Annotated in this window: 18 protein-coding genes and 1 pseudogene; 10 read left to right on the forward strand and 9 right to left on the reverse strand. The window is 71.6% G+C overall.

Translation table 11 applies throughout. From position 1 onward, the window contains the following. The first annotated feature begins 97 nt into the window (after nt 1-97). Entirely contained in the window at nt 98-847 is a 750-nt protein-coding gene (locus ACIO3P_RS18825; protein ID WP_329829196.1) for a TIGR00730 family Rossman fold protein, read from the forward strand. A 110-nt stretch (nt 848-957) separates the two neighbouring features. Here the strand turns inward: ACIO3P_RS18825 and folP are convergent, their stop codons facing one another. After that, nucleotides 958-1836: a dihydropteroate synthase gene (folP, locus tag ACIO3P_RS18830; RefSeq protein ID WP_329829681.1), complete on the reverse strand. Its 879-nt coding sequence runs from the start codon at nt 1834-1836 to the stop codon at nt 958-960. A 161-nt stretch (nt 1837-1997) separates the two neighbouring features. Here folP and ACIO3P_RS18835 point away from each other — a divergent pair, with 161 nt between their 5' ends. Beyond that, nucleotides 1998-2351 carry a hypothetical protein gene (locus ACIO3P_RS18835; RefSeq protein ID WP_329829198.1) on the forward strand — a complete coding sequence of 118 codons (354 nt, stop codon included), beginning with the start codon at nt 1998-2000 and terminating at the stop codon, nt 2349-2351. Next, nucleotides 2348-2944, forward strand: a complete 597-nt coding sequence (locus ACIO3P_RS18840; RefSeq protein WP_329829200.1) for a DNA-3-methyladenine glycosylase I — start codon at nt 2348-2350, stop codon at nt 2942-2944. Before ACIO3P_RS18835 ends, ACIO3P_RS18840 begins: the two co-directional genes overlap by 4 nt. 19 nt (nt 2945-2963) lie before the next feature. Here the strand turns inward: ACIO3P_RS18840 and ACIO3P_RS18845 are convergent, their stop codons facing one another. Further along, nucleotides 2964-3767 (reverse strand): enoyl-CoA hydratase/isomerase family protein, encoded by an 804-nt coding sequence (locus tag ACIO3P_RS18845; protein ID WP_401851338.1) that lies wholly within the window; start codon nt 3765-3767, stop codon nt 2964-2966. A gap of 314 nt (nt 3768-4081) precedes the next feature. Here ACIO3P_RS18845 and ACIO3P_RS18850 point away from each other — a divergent pair, with 314 nt between their 5' ends. Then, nucleotides 4082-4249 (forward strand): DUF3117 domain-containing protein, encoded by a 168-nt coding sequence (locus ACIO3P_RS18850; protein ID WP_003966491.1) that lies wholly within the window; start codon nt 4082-4084, stop codon nt 4247-4249. Between the two features lie 192 nt (nt 4250-4441). Here the strand turns inward: ACIO3P_RS18850 and ACIO3P_RS18855 are convergent. After that, a pseudogene (locus ACIO3P_RS18855) lies at nt 4442-5108 on the reverse strand (O-methyltransferase). Nucleotides 5109-5272: 164 nt separating this feature from the next. Between ACIO3P_RS18855 and sigE the strand changes: the two are divergent. The 5 genes from sigE (at nt 5273) to ACIO3P_RS18880 (ending at nt 10136) form a co-directional block, all read left to right on the forward strand. Then, complete coding sequence (sigE, locus tag ACIO3P_RS18860) at nt 5273-6031, forward strand: RNA polymerase sigma factor SigE (RefSeq protein ID WP_329829202.1); 759 nt, start codon at nt 5273-5275, stop codon at nt 6029-6031. Continuing rightward, entirely contained in the window at nt 6028-6930 is a 903-nt protein-coding gene (locus ACIO3P_RS18865; protein WP_329829204.1) for a zf-HC2 domain-containing protein, read from the forward strand. Before sigE ends, ACIO3P_RS18865 begins: the two co-directional genes overlap by 4 nt. A 92-nt stretch (nt 6931-7022) precedes the next feature. Further along, nucleotides 7023-8684, forward strand: coding sequence for a trypsin-like peptidase domain-containing protein (locus ACIO3P_RS18870; RefSeq protein ID WP_401851337.1), 1662 nt, complete (start codon nt 7023-7025; stop codon nt 8682-8684). A gap of 136 nt (nt 8685-8820) precedes the next feature. Next, entirely contained in the window at nt 8821-9354 is a 534-nt protein-coding gene (locus ACIO3P_RS18875) for a sec-independent translocase (protein WP_329829207.1), read from the forward strand. 116 nt (nt 9355-9470) lie between these two features. Then, nucleotides 9471-10136 (forward strand): hypothetical protein, encoded by a 666-nt coding sequence (locus ACIO3P_RS18880; protein WP_401851334.1) that lies wholly within the window; start codon nt 9471-9473, stop codon nt 10134-10136. Between the two features lie 183 nt (nt 10137-10319). Here ACIO3P_RS18880 and ACIO3P_RS18885 read toward each other — a convergent pair whose 3' ends face one another. The 3 genes from ACIO3P_RS18885 to ACIO3P_RS18895 are packed head-to-tail and all read right to left on the reverse strand — an operon-like array spanning nt 10320 to nt 13407. After that, nucleotides 10320-11480, reverse strand: coding sequence for an Mrp/NBP35 family ATP-binding protein (locus ACIO3P_RS18885; protein ID WP_329829210.1), 1161 nt, complete (start codon nt 11478-11480; stop codon nt 10320-10322). 42 nt (nt 11481-11522) lie between these two features. Then, nucleotides 11523-12110, reverse strand: coding sequence for a DUF1003 domain-containing protein (locus ACIO3P_RS18890; protein WP_329829683.1), 588 nt, complete (start codon nt 12108-12110; stop codon nt 11523-11525). A gap of 22 nt (nt 12111-12132) precedes the next feature. Then, the gene (locus ACIO3P_RS18895) at nt 12133-13407 is read right to left on the reverse strand and encodes a magnesium transporter MgtE N-terminal domain-containing protein (RefSeq protein WP_329829211.1); all 1275 of its coding nucleotides are present in this window, start codon (nt 13405-13407) and stop codon (nt 12133-12135) included. A 188-nt stretch (nt 13408-13595) separates the two neighbouring features. Between ACIO3P_RS18895 and ACIO3P_RS18900 the strand changes: the two genes are divergently transcribed. Then, on the forward strand, nt 13596-14399 hold the full coding sequence (locus ACIO3P_RS18900; protein ID WP_329829212.1) for a hypothetical protein: 804 nt from the start codon (nt 13596-13598) through the stop codon (nt 14397-14399). A gap of 54 nt (nt 14400-14453) precedes the next feature. Here the strand turns inward: ACIO3P_RS18900 and ACIO3P_RS18905 are convergent, their stop codons facing one another. The 3 genes from ACIO3P_RS18905 to ACIO3P_RS18915 all read right to left on the reverse strand — a co-directional run bounded on the left by ACIO3P_RS18905 (nt 14454) and on the right by ACIO3P_RS18915 (nt 16235). Continuing rightward, a complete protein-coding gene (locus ACIO3P_RS18905) occupies nt 14454-14960 on the reverse strand; it encodes a hypothetical protein (RefSeq protein WP_329829213.1) in 507 nt (168 codons plus the stop codon). 183 nt (nt 14961-15143) lie between these two features. Further along, nucleotides 15144-15530, reverse strand: a complete 387-nt coding sequence (locus ACIO3P_RS18910; protein ID WP_401851333.1) for a hypothetical protein — start codon at nt 15528-15530, stop codon at nt 15144-15146. Between the two features lie 153 nt (nt 15531-15683). Further along, nucleotides 15684-16235, reverse strand: a complete 552-nt coding sequence (locus ACIO3P_RS18915) for a hypothetical protein (RefSeq protein ID WP_329829215.1) — start codon at nt 16233-16235, stop codon at nt 15684-15686. Nucleotides 16236-16241: the final 6 nt, after the last annotated feature.

A 16241-nucleotide genomic window follows, 5' to 3' on the forward strand; every position in this document is an offset into this window, starting at 1 on the left:
GGCCGGGGACCTGATCGACTGCCGGAATTTCGCCGTTTGTCACGTCCGTCGATCTACCCTTGCCCAGAACAACGCACAGCAGCGGAGGGAGCAGCTCATGGGCATGCCTGAAGGAGCGCGCAAGCCGGAGGAACAGCGGCTCGGACCGGTGATCCGGCGGCGCGAGCAGGTGCAGCCCGGCACGACCGATCAGCGGCTGCTGGACACCGAGGGCGACTCGGAGTGGGTGCACACCGACCCCTGGCGGGTGATGCGGATCCAGTCGGAGTTCGTCGAGGGCTTCGGCGCCCTCGCCGAACTGCCCAGCGCCATCGCGGTCTTCGGCTCCGCGCGCACCCCGGTCGGCACGGTGGAGTACGACGCGGGCGTACGGCTCGGCGGCGCGCTGGTCGACGCCGGGTTCGCGGTGATCACGGGCGGCGGCCCCGGCGCCATGGAGGCGGCGAACAAGGGGGCGCGGGAGGCGTCGGGCGTCTCCGTCGGGCTGGGGATCGAGCTCCCCTTCGAGCAGGGGCTCAACCCGCACGTCGACATCGGCGTCAACTTCCGCTACTTCTTCGTCCGCAAGACGATGTTCGTGAAGTACGCGCAGGGCTTCGTGGTGCTGCCGGGCGGCCTGGGCACCCTGGACGAGCTGTTCGAGGCGCTCACCCTGGTGCAGACCCGCAAGGTCACCCGCTTCCCCATCGTGCTGTTCGGTACGGAGTACTGGGGCGGCCTGGTCGACTGGCTGCGCGACACGGTGGTAGCGCAGGGCAAGGCGTCCGAGAAGGATCTGCTGCTCTTCCACGTCACGGACGACGTGGAGGAAGCGGTCGCGCTGGTCACGAAGGAGACCGGGAACTGATCCCGGCCGGGAGGACCGGCCGCTGACGTCCGCGGAGGAGACCGGTGGACGGCCTCCGCGACGGGGCCGGCGACCGGCTCTCCCGCTCCGCCGCGGTGCTCGTTCCCCGGTCAGGCGAGGCCGCGGCGGGCCACGGCGGGCGGCCGGTGGCCCGCGACGGACGCCACCATGTCCAGCACCTGCTTCGTCTCAGCGACCTCGTGGACGCGGTAGACGCGCGCGCCGAGCCACGCCGAGACCGCCGTCGTCGCCAGCGTGCCGATCAGCCGCTCCTTGACGGGCCTGTCGAGCGTCTCCCCGACGAAGTCCTTGTTGGAGAGCGAGACCAGCACCGGCCACCCCGTCTCCGCCATCTCCCCGAGCCTGCGGGTCGCCTCCAGCGAGTGCCGGGTGTTCTTCCCGAAGTCGTGGCCTGGGTCGATCATGATCGCGTCGCGGCGAACGCCCAGCTCCAGGGCGCGTTCGGCCAGCCCCACCGTCACCCGCAGGATGTCGGCCATCACATCGTCGTACGCGATCCGGTGCGGCCGCGTCCTGGGCTCGGCCCCGCCCGCGTGGGTGCACACCAGCCCCGCGTCGTACCGCGCGGCGACCTCCGCCAGCCTGGGGTCCACCCCGCCCCACGCGTCGTTGAGCAGATCGGCGCCGGCCTCGCAGACCGCCTCGCCGACCTCGTGGCGCCAGGTGTCGACGCTGATCACCACGTCCGGGTGGCGGCGGCGCACCTCCGCGACGAAGCCGACCGTACGGCGGGCCTCCTCCTCGGCCGTGACCTCCTCGCCGGGGCCCGCCTTCACCCCGCCGATGTCGATGATCGCGGCGCCCTCGGAGACCGCCCGCTCGACCCGGTCGAGGGCCGGCTCGTCACGGAAGGTCGCGCCCCGGTCGTAGAAGGAGTCCGGGGTCCGGTTGACGATCGCCATGATCACCGGCTCGTGGGCGCCGAACTCCCGGCGCCCCAGCCGCAGCGTCCCGTCCGTGGAGCGCATGTCCGTGGTTCCTCCCCGCGTTCGGTTCGCTCGCCGCTCGCCTGCTCGTCCGCCGGTTCGCCGCTCTGCTCGTCTGCGACCTTAACCGCCGTGCGCGGCGCCCGGTGTCAGTGGCTCGTGGCACGATCGGCACTGGACATTTCCTGCCCGGGGAGAAGCTCGTGTTCTTGTTCTTGCTCATCGCGATGGTCGTGGTCGTCGCCGCGGTCACCCTCGCGGTCGTCGGTGGCGGCGACAGCGCGGTCCTGCCGGAGGCCCCTCCGGAACAGTTCGTGGACCCCCTGCCCGAGTCGCGTCCGGTGGGGCGCGCGGACGTCGAGGCGCTCCGGCTGCCCGTCGGGGCCCGCGGCTACCGGATGGCGGACGTGGACGACGTCCTCAGCCGCCTCGGCGCTGAGCTGGCGGAGCGGGACGCGCGGATCGCGGAGCTGGAGTCCGCGCTCGCGGGCGCGCAGGCGACGGCCGTCTCCTCCCCGGACCTCTTCAAGAAGCCGGGAGAGGAGAGCGACCGATGAGCGAGACCCCCGGCGGCGCGGTGGCGGGCCCCGACGGCGGGCCCCGCTGCCCCTGGGGCGTCTCCACGGACGACTACCTCGCGTACCACGACAAGGAGTGGGGCCGTCCGGTCCACGGCGACGACGCCCTGTTCGAGCGGCTGTGCCTGGAAGCCTTCCAGTCGGGGCTGTCCTGGATCACGATCCTGCGCCGCCGCGAGACCTTCCGCGAGGCGTTCGCCTCGTTCAAGATCGCGTCGGTGGCGGAGTTCACCGACGCCGACCGGGAACGGCTGCTCGCGGACCCGGGCATCATCCGCAACCGGGCGAAGGTCGACGCGACCCTGGCGAACGCGCGTGTGCTGGCCGACTGGCCCGCGGGCGGCCTCGACGAGCTGATCTGGTCGTACGCCCCCGCCGCGGCCGGGCGGCCGGCCCCGGTGACGACGGCCGACGTCCCGGCCGTGACGGACGAGTCCACGGCGCTGGCGAAGGAGCTGAAGAAGCGCGGCATCCGGTTCGTGGGCCCGACGACCGCGTACGCGCTGATGCAGGCGTGCGGCCTGGTCAACGACCACCTGGCGGAGTGCGTGGCCCGCCGCCCGACGGACTGACCCCGGCCCGCCCTGACACCTAACGCCCCACGTACCTCGGCTTCTCCTTCGCCAGGAACGCGCGCACGGCGATCCCGTGGTCCTCCGACGCGCCCGCCCTCGTCTGGAGTTCGTCCTCCTTCTCCAGCGTCTCGGCCAGCGAGTGCTCCGCTCCGTACGCCAGGGACTCCCTGATGGCCGCGTACGCCACCGTCGGCCCCGCGGCCAGGCCGGCCGCCACCCGGGCGGCCATGGCCGCCAGGTCGGCCGCGGGGACCAGCCGGTCGACCAGGCCCCACGCGTGCGCCTCCGCCGCCGGTACCGAGCGCGGGAAGAGCAGCAGGTCCGTCGCCCGGCCCCGGCCCACCAGGCGCGGCAGCGTCCAGGAGACACCGGAGTCCGCCGTCAGGGCCACGCCCGCGAAGGACGTGGTGAACGCGGCCGTGTCCGCCGCGATCCGGTAGTCCGCCGCCAGGGCGAAGCCGAGGCCCGCGCCCGCCGCGACGCCGTTGATCCCGGCGACGACCGGTTTGGGCATTCCGGCGATGGCCCGGACGATCGGGTTGTAGTGCTCGCGCACGGTGCTCATCGTCCGCCCGCCGCCCGTCCTGGCGTCCTCCGCCAGCAGGGCGGTGTGCTCCTTCAGGTCCTGGCCCACGCAGAAGGCCCGGGACCCCGCCCCGGTCAGCAGTACGCCGCGTACGGCGGAGTCGTCCCCCGCGGCCGTCAGCGCGTCCCGGAGCGCGACCTTGGTCGCGAGGTCCATCGCGTTCATGGCCTCGGGCCGGTTGATCGTGATCGTTGCGAGTCCGTCACTCACCTCGTACAGCACGGTGTCGGCCATGATCGGGTCCCCTTAGCGGCTCGGGCGGGTCCTGTCCGGCCCCAGCATGGCGGAGTTCACCGGTGCCGGGCATGTGACCTGCGTCTAAGAAAGTCGGCCGCCGGCCAAGGGCGCGGCGGCGAAGTATCGCAGCCGGATCCCCGAAATGCGGCGTTTTGCGAGAGCGCGTTGCGCAAGCGATGCCGTCCGATGTTGGTCATCGGGTCCCGCCATGCGGGATAATGGGCTGGAAGCAATGTGTTCGATGCCGGTGACACAGCGCCTGTCATGGGGCCGCCGGCTGCGATGAGCTGGTTTCAGGAAGGGGAACGAGCATGGCGGCCATGAAGCCGCGAACGGGCGACGGCCCGCTCGAGGTGACCAAGGAGGGGCGGGGCATCGTCATGCGCGTTCCGCTCGAAGGCGGCGGTCGGCTTGTCGTCGAGCTGACTCCGGACGAGGCGGACGCCCTCGGCGACGCGCTGAAGAAGGTCGTCGGCTGAGCGGAACGATCACGGTCTTCGGGGTGGGGAGTCACCCCCGGACAAGCAGCCCTCTGCCCCGGTACGGATCCGTCCGTACCGGGGCAGAGGACTGTTCGGGGTGAGGAGGACGGTTCCGGGGGAAGCTGACGAGTTCGACAGGACCGACAGGACCGGCGGGCTGGACGGACGTCTCGCGCTCCGGGGCGCGGGTCAGCCGCGCCGTACCGCGCAGAGCAGGCCGTCGCCCACCGGCAGCAGCGTCGACTGGAGCTCCTGGCTCTCCCGTACGGTCCGCAGCAGCTCCCGCAGCCGCAGTACCTCGGAGGGCTGGGCCGCCGAGTCCACGGTCCGGCCGTTGGCGAAGACGCCCTCGAAACAGACCAGACCGCCGGGTCTGAGCAGCCGCAACGATTCAGCGAGGTAGTCGAGGGACTCCAGCCGGTCCCCGTCGCAGAAGACGAGGTCGTACGCGCCGTCCGCGAGCCGCGGCAGTACGTCCAGGGCGCCGCCGGGGATGAACCGTGCCCGGTTGCCGGTGAAGCCGGCGGCACGGAACGCCTGCCGGGCGAACTGCTGGCAGTCGGGCTCCGTGTCGACCGTGGTCAGCACGCCGTCCGGGCGCATGCCCTCCAGCAGGTAGATACCGGAGACACCGGTGCCCGTGCCGATCTCGGCCACCGCCTTCGCGTCCAGCGTGGCGGCGAGCAGACGCAGCGCGGCGCCGGTGCCTGGTGACACCGAGCGGAGCCCTGTCTCCCGGGCCCGTTCCCGGGCCCAGTGCAGAGGTTCGTCCTCGGCGACAAAGGCGTCGGCGAACGCCCAGCTCGTCTGCCGGTTGGCGGTAATGACCCTCTCCTTGTCCCCGTTGGCGGCGCAACGGTGACTGTATCCGCTGCGCCCGGGAACCCGCAGATGGGACCAGGCGTTAAGAAGGGCAGAGCGCGAGGCGGGGGAAACCCCAGGAGCAGCTCCCGAGGGGGCCCGGGACCGCCCCCAAATTCACGTAAAGATTCTTATCCGGAGCTAACGGGCGGAGTGGCTATGGTAGGGGCTCCACTGGACACCACCAGAGCCGATAGGGGAGGTGCGGCTGCGCCTGTGGATCGGGGAGGAGTGCTCCGGCGCCTTCTCAGGTCAGCCGGCGAGCCGAAATCCGTGACCAACATTGCTGACCGTTCTCGCTCCACCGACTCCGCAGTTACGGCGACCTTCGCATCGGATGCGGAATCGCAGGCGTGGACGCCTCCCAGTTGGGAGGAGATCGTCAGCACGCACAGCGGACGTGTCTACCGCCTGGCGTACCGCCTCACGGGCAACCAGCACGACGCCGAGGATCTGACCCAAGAGGTCTTCGTGCGCGTCTTCCGCTCGCTGTCGACGTACACGCCCGGCACGTTCGAGGGCTGGCTGCACCGCATCACCACCAACCTCTTCCTCGACATGGTCCGCCGCAAGCAGCGGATCAGATTCGACGCGCTCGGCGACGACGCGGCGGAGCGGCTGCCCAGCCGTGAGCCCTCGCCGCAGCAGGTCTTCCACGACACGCACTTCGACGCGGACGTCCAGCAGGCGCTGGACACCCTCGCGCCCGAATTCCGTGCGGCGGTGGTGCTCTGCGACATCGAGGGGCTGTCGTACGAGGAGATCGCCGCCACGCTGGGCGTGAAGCTCGGCACCGTACGGAGCAGGATCCACCGCGGCCGCTCGCACCTGCGCAAGGCGCTCCAGCACCGTTCCCCCGAGGCCCGGGCCGAGCAGCGCGCCTTTGTGAGCGTGGCCGGGGAGGGCGGAGCGGCGTGAGTGGCACAGGGCCCACCCCCGCCGAGCAGCATCTGGGGGACCGACTCGCCGCACTGGTGGACGGGGAGCTGGACCATGACGCGCGTGAGCGCGTGCTGGCCCATCTCGCGACCTGCGCCAGGTGCAAGGCGGAGGCCGACGCCCAGCGCCGGCTGAAAACCGCGTTCGCGCAGGCCGCGCCGCCGCAGCTCTCGGCAGGTCTGCTCGCCCGGCTCCAGGGACTTCCCGGCGGGCCCGGAACCGGACCCGGTGGTGACGACGACGGAAAAGGGCGCTTCGACGGAGGCCGCTTCGGTGACGGCTCCTTCGGAGTCGGAACGGGCGGCTTCGGCTATGTCCCGGGCGGCCCGCACGCCGGGATGCTGCCGGGCGGTTCCGGATTCCGTATCCACGAGGTCGGGCGCCACGGCCCCCGGCAGGACGAGGCGCGCTCCGCGTGGCGCGGCCGGCGGTTCGCCTTCGCCGCGGCCAGTGCCGTGTCGTTCGCCGCGATGGCCCTCGGCGGGACGATGCCGCTCGGTACGGCCGCCGACGTCATGCCGCGCGGCGCGGGCAACAGTGTGACCCCCCTGCGGGCCCCGGGCACCACGGCCCCGGCGTCCAGCATCAGTGACTCCTCCCGCCGCCAGGGCGGCGGCTCGCTCTCGCGCTCCACGGACCGGCCCTCCTCCACGGCCCCGCCCGGCGTGCTCCAGTCGCAGTTGCTCGCCGAACACCCCTTCCCGCAAGGGCTGCTGACCGGCGCCTCACCGCTGCCGTGGGCCCGGGCCACGGGATCCGCCGTCCAGATCGACGACGAGACGCCGGGGACCGGTTCCGCAGCCACCCCGGACCCCACCCGGCTCGACGCCCCGACGCTGCCTTCCTCGCCTTCCTCGCCGCTTTCGGCCAGGCGCTGACACCGGCTCCCTGCGCGGACGTTCGTAAACCTGGTTGAATCCAGGGCAGGGGTGCCCCTGTCGGGGCATGGAACGGCAGTTGCGGGGAGAGCATGGACGACGGGAAGCCGACCGGACCGAAGGCGAAGTGGTGGAGCCGGCCCTCCGCGGTCGGCGCGCCGCCGCAGGAGCCCGACGGGCCGTCGCAGCCGTCAGAAGTGCCGGAGCCGCCCACCGAGCCCGCCGCGGTCACGGCGGAACTCCCGGAGGTCACGGCGGAACTCCCCGCCGTGACGTCGGAACCGCCCGCCGAGCCCGAGCCGTCGGACGCGCCCCCTGAGCGGCCCCGGCCGCTGCACGAGCCCGACGCCTACAGCACCCCGCCGTACGGCGGCCCCGGGCCCTGGGCGCCCGCGCCCCCGGTGCAGTTCCCGACCCCCGCGGGCGGCACGCCGTACCCCGGTCCGGCCGGGCCGCCGCAGTTCCACGCCCAGCCCCAGCCCCAGCCCCAGCCGCCCGCGCAGCCTCAGCAGCCGCCCACGCAGCCCGTTCACCCGGGGCCCGCGCAGCCGCACTCCGCGCCCTCCCAGTGGCTCCAGTACGACCCCTGGAGCGCCCCGGCGGCCCGGCCCCTGACCGAGTACGGGGAGCCGGCCCCCAAGCGCCGCAGGGCCGGGCTCGCCGTCCTCGTGCTGGTCGGGCTCGCCGCATGTGTCGTGGGCGGCGCGGTCGGCGCGTACATCGAGCGCAACGGCGGCCTCACCAGCGTGGAACTCCCGCAGGCCGGCCCCGAGTCCGCCGGCCGCGCGCCCGACAGCGTCGCGGGCATCGCCGCCAGCGCGCTGCCCAGCGTGGTCACCCTGCATGTCAGCGGCGGCGGTGAGCAGGGCACCGGTACGGGCTTCGTCCTCGACCGGCAGGGGCACATCCTGACGAACAACCACGTCGTCCAGCCCGCGTCGTCCTCCCGCTCCGGCGGAGAGATATCGGTCACGTTCAGCGGCGGCGAGACCGCCCGGGCGAAGCTCGTCGGCAAGGACAGCGGCTACGACCTCGCCGTGGTGAAGGTCACCGGCGTGTCCGGGCTGAAGCCGCTCCCGCTGGGCAACTCCGACAACGTCCAGGTCGGCGACCCGGTGGTGGCCATCGGCGCGCCCTTCGACCTCTCCAACACCGTGACCTCCGGGATCATCAGCGCCAAGGAGCGCCCCATCACCGCGGGCGGCGAGAAGGGCGACGGCAGCGACATCAGCTACGTCGACGCCCTCCAGACCGACGCCCCCATCAACCCCGGCAACTCCGGCGGACCGCTGGTGGACGCCCGCGCCCGGGTGATCGGGATCAACAGCGCCATCCGCGCCGCCGACAGCGGTACGGGGCTCGGCACCGGCCAGTCCGGTTCGATAGGGCTCGGCTTCGCCATCCCCATCAACCAGGGCAAGCGCGTCGCCGAGGAGCTGATCAACACCGGCAAGGCCACCCACCCGGTGATCGGTGTGAGCCTCGACATGGAGTACACGGGCGACGGTGCCAAGGTCGGCGACAAGGCGGCCGACGGCGGCCCCGCGGTCACCGCGGGCGGCCCCGGCGACAAGGCGGGCATCAGGCCGGGCGACATCATCACCGAGGTCGACGGACAGCGGGTGCACAGCGGCGAGGAGCTGATCGTGAAGATCCGCGCGCACCGCCCCGGTGACCGGCTGGACCTGACCCTCGTACGGGGAGGCAAGGAGCGGACCATGAGTCTGGCTCTCGGCTCCGCGGACGGCACCTGACGGTCACCGGAAGGTACCGCCCGGACAGTTCGGCCAGGTACCGTGGAGCGGCCCGGCCCCGCCCACCTCGACCCAGAGCGGACCAGGACGGCCCCGTCCCCGTCCCGCGTGCATGGAGAACACAAGGAGCAGCAAGGTGTTCAACGACATTGGCGCCCTTGAGGTGATCACGATCGCGGTCCTCGCCGTGATCGTTTTCGGTCCGGAGAAGCTGCCCAAGGTCATCCAGGACGTCTCCCGCTTCATCCGGAAGATCCGTGAGTTCTCCGACAACGCCAAGGAGGACATCCGCTCCGAGCTGGGCCCGGACTTCAAGGACTTCGAGTTCGAGGACCTCAACCCCAAGAACTTCGTCCGCAAACAGCTCATGGACAACGACGATCTGGGGCTCAAGGAGATCCGCGGCACGTTCGACCTCCGTCAGGAGATGAACGACATCGCGGACGTGGTGAACGGCCGGGAGGGCGAGTCCGACGAGTCGGAGACCCCCGCGCCCGCCATAAGCGCGGCGAACGGATCGTCGGCGAACGGCGCGTCCGTCGGCGGCGGGTCCGCCACACCCGATCTCCTCAAGAAATCCCCCACTTCTCCCCAGACGCCCGACCTGCTCAAGAAGCGCGAAAAGCCCGATCCGGTCGAACGCCCTCCCTTCGACGCAGACGCCACCTGAGCGCGACCAATCCCGACGAGTCGGGAGCGGGTGGCTATCCTCCATCTGTCCGGCAGTGAAACGCCCGTCGGGGGCGGATCGGCGCCGGACGACCGAGATCGAGGAGGCGCGGGCAGATGGAGACCACGAGTCGGGCGGATGCGCGGGACGCGGCCGGACCAGACCCCTCCGAGGGAGGGCAGACGGGTCTTCGTTCCCTCGCCGCCTATCTGAGGGCGCCTTTTCCCTGGTACGGGCTGGACGACGCGTTCACGGGACCGCGCTGGCTGATGCAGGTCGGGGCGAGCGCCGACGGCTCCGTACGGCACGGCGCCACGGGCCACGGGGAAGAGCCGTCGATAAGACCGGACGCGGCCGCCGCGGACCGGGAACGCTTCACGGTGGTCGTCACGGTCGCCAACAGCGCCGTACGCCGTACCGGTGACGGTACGGGGCATCTGGACGCCACGACGGCGTCCTCCGCGGCCTGGCTGGCCGGCTCGGGGCTGCTGGCCTCCACCTGGCCCCCGCAACTGGACCACATCCTGCGCGCCGAATGGCTGGAGCAGCAGACGGAGACCGCGTTCGAACTGGCCGACCATCTGACCGGGTCCGCCTGGTCGACGCTCTCCCTGCCGGTCGACGGCGAGCCGACGCCCTTCCACTACCGCGAGTCCGAGTTCGGCTGGGTGCTGGCGGGGTCGGCGCGCGGCGAGGTCCATCTCGGCGCGTACGGGCGCGGGATGAGCGCGTACGGCATCGGGTTCTCGGTGATCGACGACATCCGGTCGTACGACCAGTAGCGACCAGTAGAGGGCAGTAGCGGGCCTCTGCGCAGCAGGTCCGTACGTGAGGGGCGACCACCATGGACGGCCGCCCCTTACCCCGAGAGACCCGCAGAGCCCCCGAGAGATCCGCAGAGCTCCGGAGAGATCCGCACGCAGGGACCCGCAGGGACCCGAGGGGCCGTACGGCCCCTGGGCGTCTCAGAACTTGTTGCGCGGCGTGATCCCCAGCGACATGCCCGACAGGCCGCGCTGACGCCCGCCCAGCTTGTCCGCGATGGCGCGCAGCGCCGCCGCCGCCGGGGCGTCCGGGTCGGAGAGCACGATCGGCTTGCCCTCGTCGCCGCCCTCGCGCAGCCGTACGTCGATCGGGATCGCGCCCAGTACGGGCACCTCGGCGCCGGTCGTCCGCGTCAGCCCCTCCGCGACCAGCTTGCCGCCGCCGGTGCCGAAGACGTCGATCATCTCGTCGCAGTGCGGGCACGGCAGCCCGGACATGTTCTCGACCACGCCGACGATCTTCTGGTGGGTCTGCACGGCGATCGAGCCGGCCCGCTCGGCGACCTCGGCCGCGGCCTGCTGCGGGGTGGTGACCACCAGGATCTCGGCGTTCGGCACGAGCTGCGCCACCGAGATCGCGATGTCGCCGGTCCCCGGCGGCAGGTCGAGCAGCAGGACGTCCAGATCACCCCAGTAGACGTCGGCGAGGAACTGCTGGAGCGCGCGGTGCAGCATCGGGCCGCGCCACACCACCGGCGCGTTGCCCGGGGTGAACATGCCGATCGAGATCACCTTCACCCCGTTCGCGGACGGCGGCATGATCATGTTCTCGACCTGGGTGGGCTTGCCGTCAGCGCCGAGCATCCGCGGCACGCTGTGCCCGTAGATGTCCGCGTCCACCACGCCGACCTTCAGCCCGTCGGCCGCCATCGCCGCCGCCAGGTTGACCGTCACCGAGGACTTGCCGACGCCGCCCTTGCCGGAGGCCACCGCGTACACCCGGGTCAGCGAGCCGGGGCGGGCGAAGGGCACCTCACGCTCGGCGGTACCGCCGCGCAGCGAGGCCGCCAGTTCGCGCCGCTGCTCGTCGCCCATCACGTCCAGCGTGACGTCGACGCGCGTGACGCCCTCGACCCGGGCGACCGCGTCCGTCACGTTCCGGGTGATCGTGTCGCGCATCGGGCAGCCGGACACCGTGAGGTAGACCGTGACAGCGACCGCACCGTCCGCGGCGATCTCCACCGATTTGACCATCCCCAGGTCGGTGATGGGCCGGTGGATCTCGGGGTCGTTCACCGTCGCCAGCGCTTCGCGCACCGCTTCTTCCGCGGGGACGGCGGTTCCGTACGTGTCGGTAGCCATACCGAGATGGTACGGCGATCCGCACCGCCGCCGACAAGTCCGTCAGCGGTCCGTCTCCGCCCGTCCCGCGGGCGGCTCGTCATCCGGCCCCGCCGGGGGGAGAAGACGCTGCTCCGCCATCTCCCGCACCAGGTCCTGGAGCTCCGAACGGATCCAGTCGCGGGTCGCCACCTCGCCCAGACCGATCCGCAGGGCCGCGATCTCCCGCGTCAGATACTCGGTGTCCGCGATCGACCGCTCGTTCTGCTTGCGCTCCTGCTCCTGGGTGACCCGGTCCCGGTCGTCCTGGCGGTTCTGCGCCAGCAGGATCAGCGGCGCCGCGTACGACGCCTGGAGCGACAGCATCAGCGTCAGGAAGATGAACGGGTACGGGTCGAAGCGCAGGTGGACCGGGGCGCTGATGTTCCACACCAGCCACACGATGATGACCAGCGTCATCCAGACGATGAAGCGGCCCGTCCCCAGGAAGCGCGCCACCCGCTCCGAGAGCCGCCCGAACGCCTCCGGGTCGTACTCGGGCAGCACCCTGCGCCGCTGCGACCTCGGCTGGTCGAGCCGGACCCGCCCGCCGCGCGTCAGCGCCGTCGACCCCGCCGCGGAGAGCGCCTTCGGCCGCTCCCGGGGGCCGATGCCCTCGTTGTTGTCCCGCCGCTCAGGCGCCACGCTCCGCCTCCCCGCCGTGGAATCCCGTCTCGCGCCAGTCGTCCGGCAGGAGGTGGTCGAGGACGTCGTCGACCGTCACCGCGCCGAGCAGCGCCCCGCCGTCGTCCACGACCGGCGCCGAGACCATGTTGTACGCGGCGAGATGGCTGGTGATCGCGGGCAGCGGGGTGTCCGGCGCGAGCGGCGGCAGATCGCTGTCCACGATCGAGCTGACCAGCGTGTACGGCGGGTCCCGCAGCAGCCGCTGGAAGTGCACCGTGCCCAGGTACCGGCCCGTGGGCGTCTCGTCCGGCGGCCGGCACACGTAGACCTGGGCCGCGAGCGCGGGGGAGAGGTCCTGCTGCCGTACCCGGGCCAGCGCGTCCGCGACCGTCGCGTCCGGGCGCAGCACGATCGGGTCGGTCGTCATCAGACCGCCCGCGGTGCGCTCCTCGTACGACATCAGGCGCCGTACGTCGGCCGCGTCGTCGGGGCGCATCAGCGTCAGCAGCCGCTCCTTGTCGGCCTCGGGCAGCTCGGAGAGCAGGTCGGCCGCGTCGTCCGGGTCCATCGCCTCCAGGACGTCGGCCGCGCGCTCCTCCTTGAGCTTGCCGAGGATCTCCACCTGGTCGTCCTCGGGCAGCTCCTCCAGGACGTCGGCGAGCCGGTCGTCGTCGAGCGCCGCGGCGACCTCCGCGCGCCGCTTCGGGGTGAGGTGGTGCAGCACATTGGCGAGGTCGACGGGGCGCAGTCGCTCGAAGGTGGCGACCAGGTTCTCCGCGCCCTGCCCCTCCTCCTCCAGTGAGAAACCGCTGACGGCCGACCACTCGACGGTCAGGGTTTCCCCGCGCCGGCGCAGCGCGCCGCCCTTGCGGCCACGCCGTACGAAGACCTTGTCGATCTCCCAGTCGCGGCGGGCCGGGAGCTGTGCCACGGAGACGTCGAGGACGGTGACCTCCTCGCCGTCCTCCACCAGCCGTACCCGGCGGTCGAGGAGTTCGCCGAGGACCAGGCGCTCGGTGGGGCGCTGCTCGAAGCGGCGTACGTTGAGCACCCCGGTGGTGATCACCTGGCCCGACTCGATCCCGGTGACCCGGGTGATCGGCAGGAAGATCCGGCGCCTGCTGAGGACCTCCACGACCAGGCCGAGCAGGCGCGGCGGCCGTCCGGCGACGCGCAGCACGGCGACGAGATCGCGGACCCGGCCGACCTGGTCGCCGGTGGGGTCGAAGACCGGCACGCCGGCGAGGTGCGAGACGAAGACACGGGGGACGCCTGCCGCCATTTCCGAGCGCCTCCTTGTCCTTGATTGTCCTTCTATCCAGCGCGATTACAGGTTCAGGCTAGCCCGTACCGCTGCGGCACGCGCTGACGGATCCGTCCGTCCGGCCGTTCGTACCGCGCGCTGTTCGGGGGGCGGGCCTGGGTGTCCGCGGCCCGGGTACGCTGCGGTCTGCCACCCCCCAGCAGCGTATGAGAGGCAGTGCGTCTGTGATCGTTCCCCTGTCGTCCGACCGCTCCCGCAGGGCCGCCCTTCCCCTGGCGCTCTGCCTGGGACTCACGGCGGTGCTCACGGCGTGCGGCGGCGAGACCGAGGATCCGGACAAGGGGACGAACGGGGTAGGCAAGCTCACCGCCGTCGAGATCGAGAGAAAGGCCAAGGCGGCGGCGGACTCCGCGGCGGCGGTCCACCTCTCCGGCGCGCTGGTCAGCGAGGGCGGGACGTACCGGCTCAACATGCGGCTGAAGGAGAACGGCGGCACCGGCTCCGTCACCTCGAAGAACAGCACCTTCCAGCTCCTGCGCATCGACGACGAGCTGTATCTGAAGGCCGACGCCGGGTTCTGGAACCACGCCGACGACACCGGCGGCACGTCGACCCCCGCGCCCGCCGGCGGCTCGGACGCGGAGGCCGCGGGCAAGCTCAAGGACAAGTACGTGAAGGTCCCGCCCGACGATCCGTCGTACAAGCAGCTCAGCGGGTTCACGGACAAGAAGGTCCTCCTCGCCGGGATACTGACGCTCCACGGGGCACTGGACAAGGGCGACCGCGACCGGATCGGCGGGGTGCGGACCGTCAAGATCAACGGCTCCAAGGGCGCCGGCGGGACGCTGGACGTCTCCCTGGAGGGCACGCCGTACCCGCTGCAACTGCTGCGCGCGGGCGGCGCGGGCACGCTCTCCCTGACGGAGTGGGGCAAGGACTTCGACCTGGCGGCCCCGACGAAGGGCCAGACGGTCGACTACGGCACCAGGCTCCCGAAGACCGGCGACTAGCCGCTGTCGCCCGGTTCGGCCGGTGGCCTTCTCCCTGCTTCTTCCTGCTTCTGCCTACTTCTTCCTACGGCGGAGCAGCAGGCGGCCGAGCGAGGCGGGTACGGGCTCGCGGGTCGTCGCCGGGGTCTCCAGCGGTACGGCGGCCAGTGAGCCCTGCGGCAGCTCGGTGATCGTCTCCGCTGGCACCAGCCGCACCACCCGGCACTCGCGCGCCCAGCGTTCCGTCATCGTCTCGGCGTCCGGCGCGTTGAGCCGCTTGCCCTTCAGCTCGGCGACCGCGCTCTCCCACTCCGGCGAGTGCGGCGCCAGCTCGGCCACGACCGCCGTCCAGGCGATCAGCCGGCCGCCCTTGTCCTTGCTGCGTACGGTCACCTCGGCGGGCGCCCCGTCCACGAGCCCCGGCAGCGGCTGCTCCCCGGGCCCGTCCCCGACGATCAGCGCGGCGCCCTCGTGCCAGACGTGCCAGAGCGCCCGGTCGGGCCCCGAGCCCCGCACCCACACGAGGCCGGACTTCTTGGTGGCCTCCTCGACGAGCGCCTGCCCGAGCTGTGGTTCTGTCATGCCCGCAGCCTATCGGCGGCGCGGGGGCCGGTGCGCGGCGCTGTCCGTCAGGACATGTCGGAGAACCGGCCGACGAGGAAGAACAGCGCCACCATGGCGCCGAACCGCTGGAGGAAGAGCAGCGGGCATCTGATTCTCCTTGCTCGCCCCTTCCTCGGCCTCCCGCCGCGCGACCTTCCCGGTTCACCCCCCGGTGGCGATGAAGGAGAAGGCGGTCCAGAGGAGGACCGCGCAGATGAAGACCCAGATCGCCCACGTGGGCGGTTCGGCCTCTTTCCAGTCGACCTTCTCCCCGGCCGCCTGGCGCCGGTAGAGCTCTTTTCTCCTGCCGCTGGGGAAAGCCATCAGAACGGCCATCATCGCCAGGGCTCCGCCCAGACTGAGGAGCAGGACATCGACCGATTCGCCCTTGGCGAGTCCGAGTCCTGTGCCGCCGCCGAGCGGGATGAGCATCCACAGAAGCACCGACCGTTGACCCCAGGTGGCGGTCAGCATGCCGTGGACCAGGGCGAAAGATCCGATGCCGAGGATGAAGACGAGAAAGATCACGTGGCGGGATATGTCGAGCATGGATTTCCCTTGAGGAAGGGCGGAAGGGAAGAGGTACTGGGGGGAGAGGAAAGCCGATCACGCAGCCCGGCCGGGGAGAAGCCTGAGCTTTTCCCCGGCCGGGCGCCGGGTCGGTGCCGTGGGATGGCACCGACCCGGGGGAGTTACGGGTTCTCACATCGGGACGATGCCCGACTGGGTGAGAGCCAGGCAGACCAGCACCTGGGCCAGGAGGAGGTCGGCGGGGATGAACTCCCACCGCTTGACCGTCACTTCCGTTTCCCGGAGGGATTCGGGTGACGCCGCCCGGCTCGCGGTGCGGATTTCCTGGGCGATCCCGCCGATGAGACCTTTACCGCGCCGCGCACGCGCCTCTTCGACGACTGAGCCGCCGAAGCTCATGAGCGTGTGCTGCTTGTCCCCGCGGGCGACGACGGTGAGTCCACCGTCTGTCTCGACCCTCCGGTAAGCGCCCCAGGGAATCCACTCGCGACTCCACCAGTCGATCAGCACGAGCCCGCCGTCGTGTATTTCCACGCGGGCCCGGCCGATCCTGATCATCGCCCAGCAGATGGCCAGCATGACCGAGGACACCATGAGGCTGTCGCCCACGGCGTCGTCCGGCTGTGCCGACAGCCAGAACACCGGGATCATCACGAGAAACCCGCAGCAGGCGAGCGTCGTGAATATCCACAGGCTCTTTCTTCTCAGCAGGCGCGGCTTCATCTCTCT

It is taken from the genome of Streptomyces sp. NPDC087310 (assembly GCF_044744405.1).
Lineage (GTDB): Bacteria > Actinomycetota > Actinomycetes > Streptomycetales > Streptomycetaceae > Streptomyces.

Excerpts from the sequence above, each read along its gene's own strand:
- ACIO3P_RS18870 (WP_401851337.1), top strand. The coding sequence starts at position 7,023 with ATGGACGACGGGAAGCCGACCGGACCGAAGGCGAAGTGGTGGAGCCGG.
- ACIO3P_RS18885 (WP_329829210.1), bottom strand. The coding sequence starts at position 11,480 with ATGGCTACCGACACGTACGGAACCGCCGTCCCCGCGGAAGAAGCGGTG.
- sigE (WP_329829202.1), top strand. The coding sequence starts at position 5,273 with ATGGTAGGGGCTCCACTGGACACCACCAGAGCCGATAGGGGAGGTGCG.
- ACIO3P_RS18900 (WP_329829212.1), top strand. The coding sequence starts at position 13,596 with ATGAGAGGCAGTGCGTCTGTGATCGTTCCCCTGTCGTCCGACCGCTCC.
- ACIO3P_RS18850 (WP_003966491.1), top strand. The coding sequence starts at position 4,082 with ATGGCGGCCATGAAGCCGCGAACGGGCGACGGCCCGCTCGAGGTGACC.
- ACIO3P_RS18895 (WP_329829211.1), bottom strand. The coding sequence starts at position 13,407 with ATGGCGGCAGGCGTCCCCCGTGTCTTCGTCTCGCACCTCGCCGGCGTG.
- ACIO3P_RS18825 (WP_329829196.1), top strand. The coding sequence starts at position 98 with ATGGGCATGCCTGAAGGAGCGCGCAAGCCGGAGGAACAGCGGCTCGGA.
- ACIO3P_RS18880 (WP_401851334.1), top strand. The coding sequence starts at position 9,471 with ATGGAGACCACGAGTCGGGCGGATGCGCGGGACGCGGCCGGACCAGAC.
- ACIO3P_RS18840 (WP_329829200.1), top strand. The coding sequence starts at position 2,348 with ATGAGCGAGACCCCCGGCGGCGCGGTGGCGGGCCCCGACGGCGGGCCC.
- ACIO3P_RS18905 (WP_329829213.1), bottom strand. The coding sequence starts at position 14,960 with ATGACAGAACCACAGCTCGGGCAGGCGCTCGTCGAGGAGGCCACCAAG.
- ACIO3P_RS18910 (WP_401851333.1), bottom strand. The coding sequence starts at position 15,530 with ATGCTCGACATATCCCGCCACGTGATCTTTCTCGTCTTCATCCTCGGC.
- ACIO3P_RS18845 (WP_401851338.1), bottom strand. The coding sequence starts at position 3,767 with ATGGCCGACACCGTGCTGTACGAGGTGAGTGACGGACTCGCAACGATC.
- folP (WP_329829681.1), bottom strand. The coding sequence starts at position 1,836 with ATGCGCTCCACGGACGGGACGCTGCGGCTGGGGCGCCGGGAGTTCGGC.
- ACIO3P_RS18915 (WP_329829215.1), bottom strand. The coding sequence starts at position 16,235 with ATGAAGCCGCGCCTGCTGAGAAGAAAGAGCCTGTGGATATTCACGACG.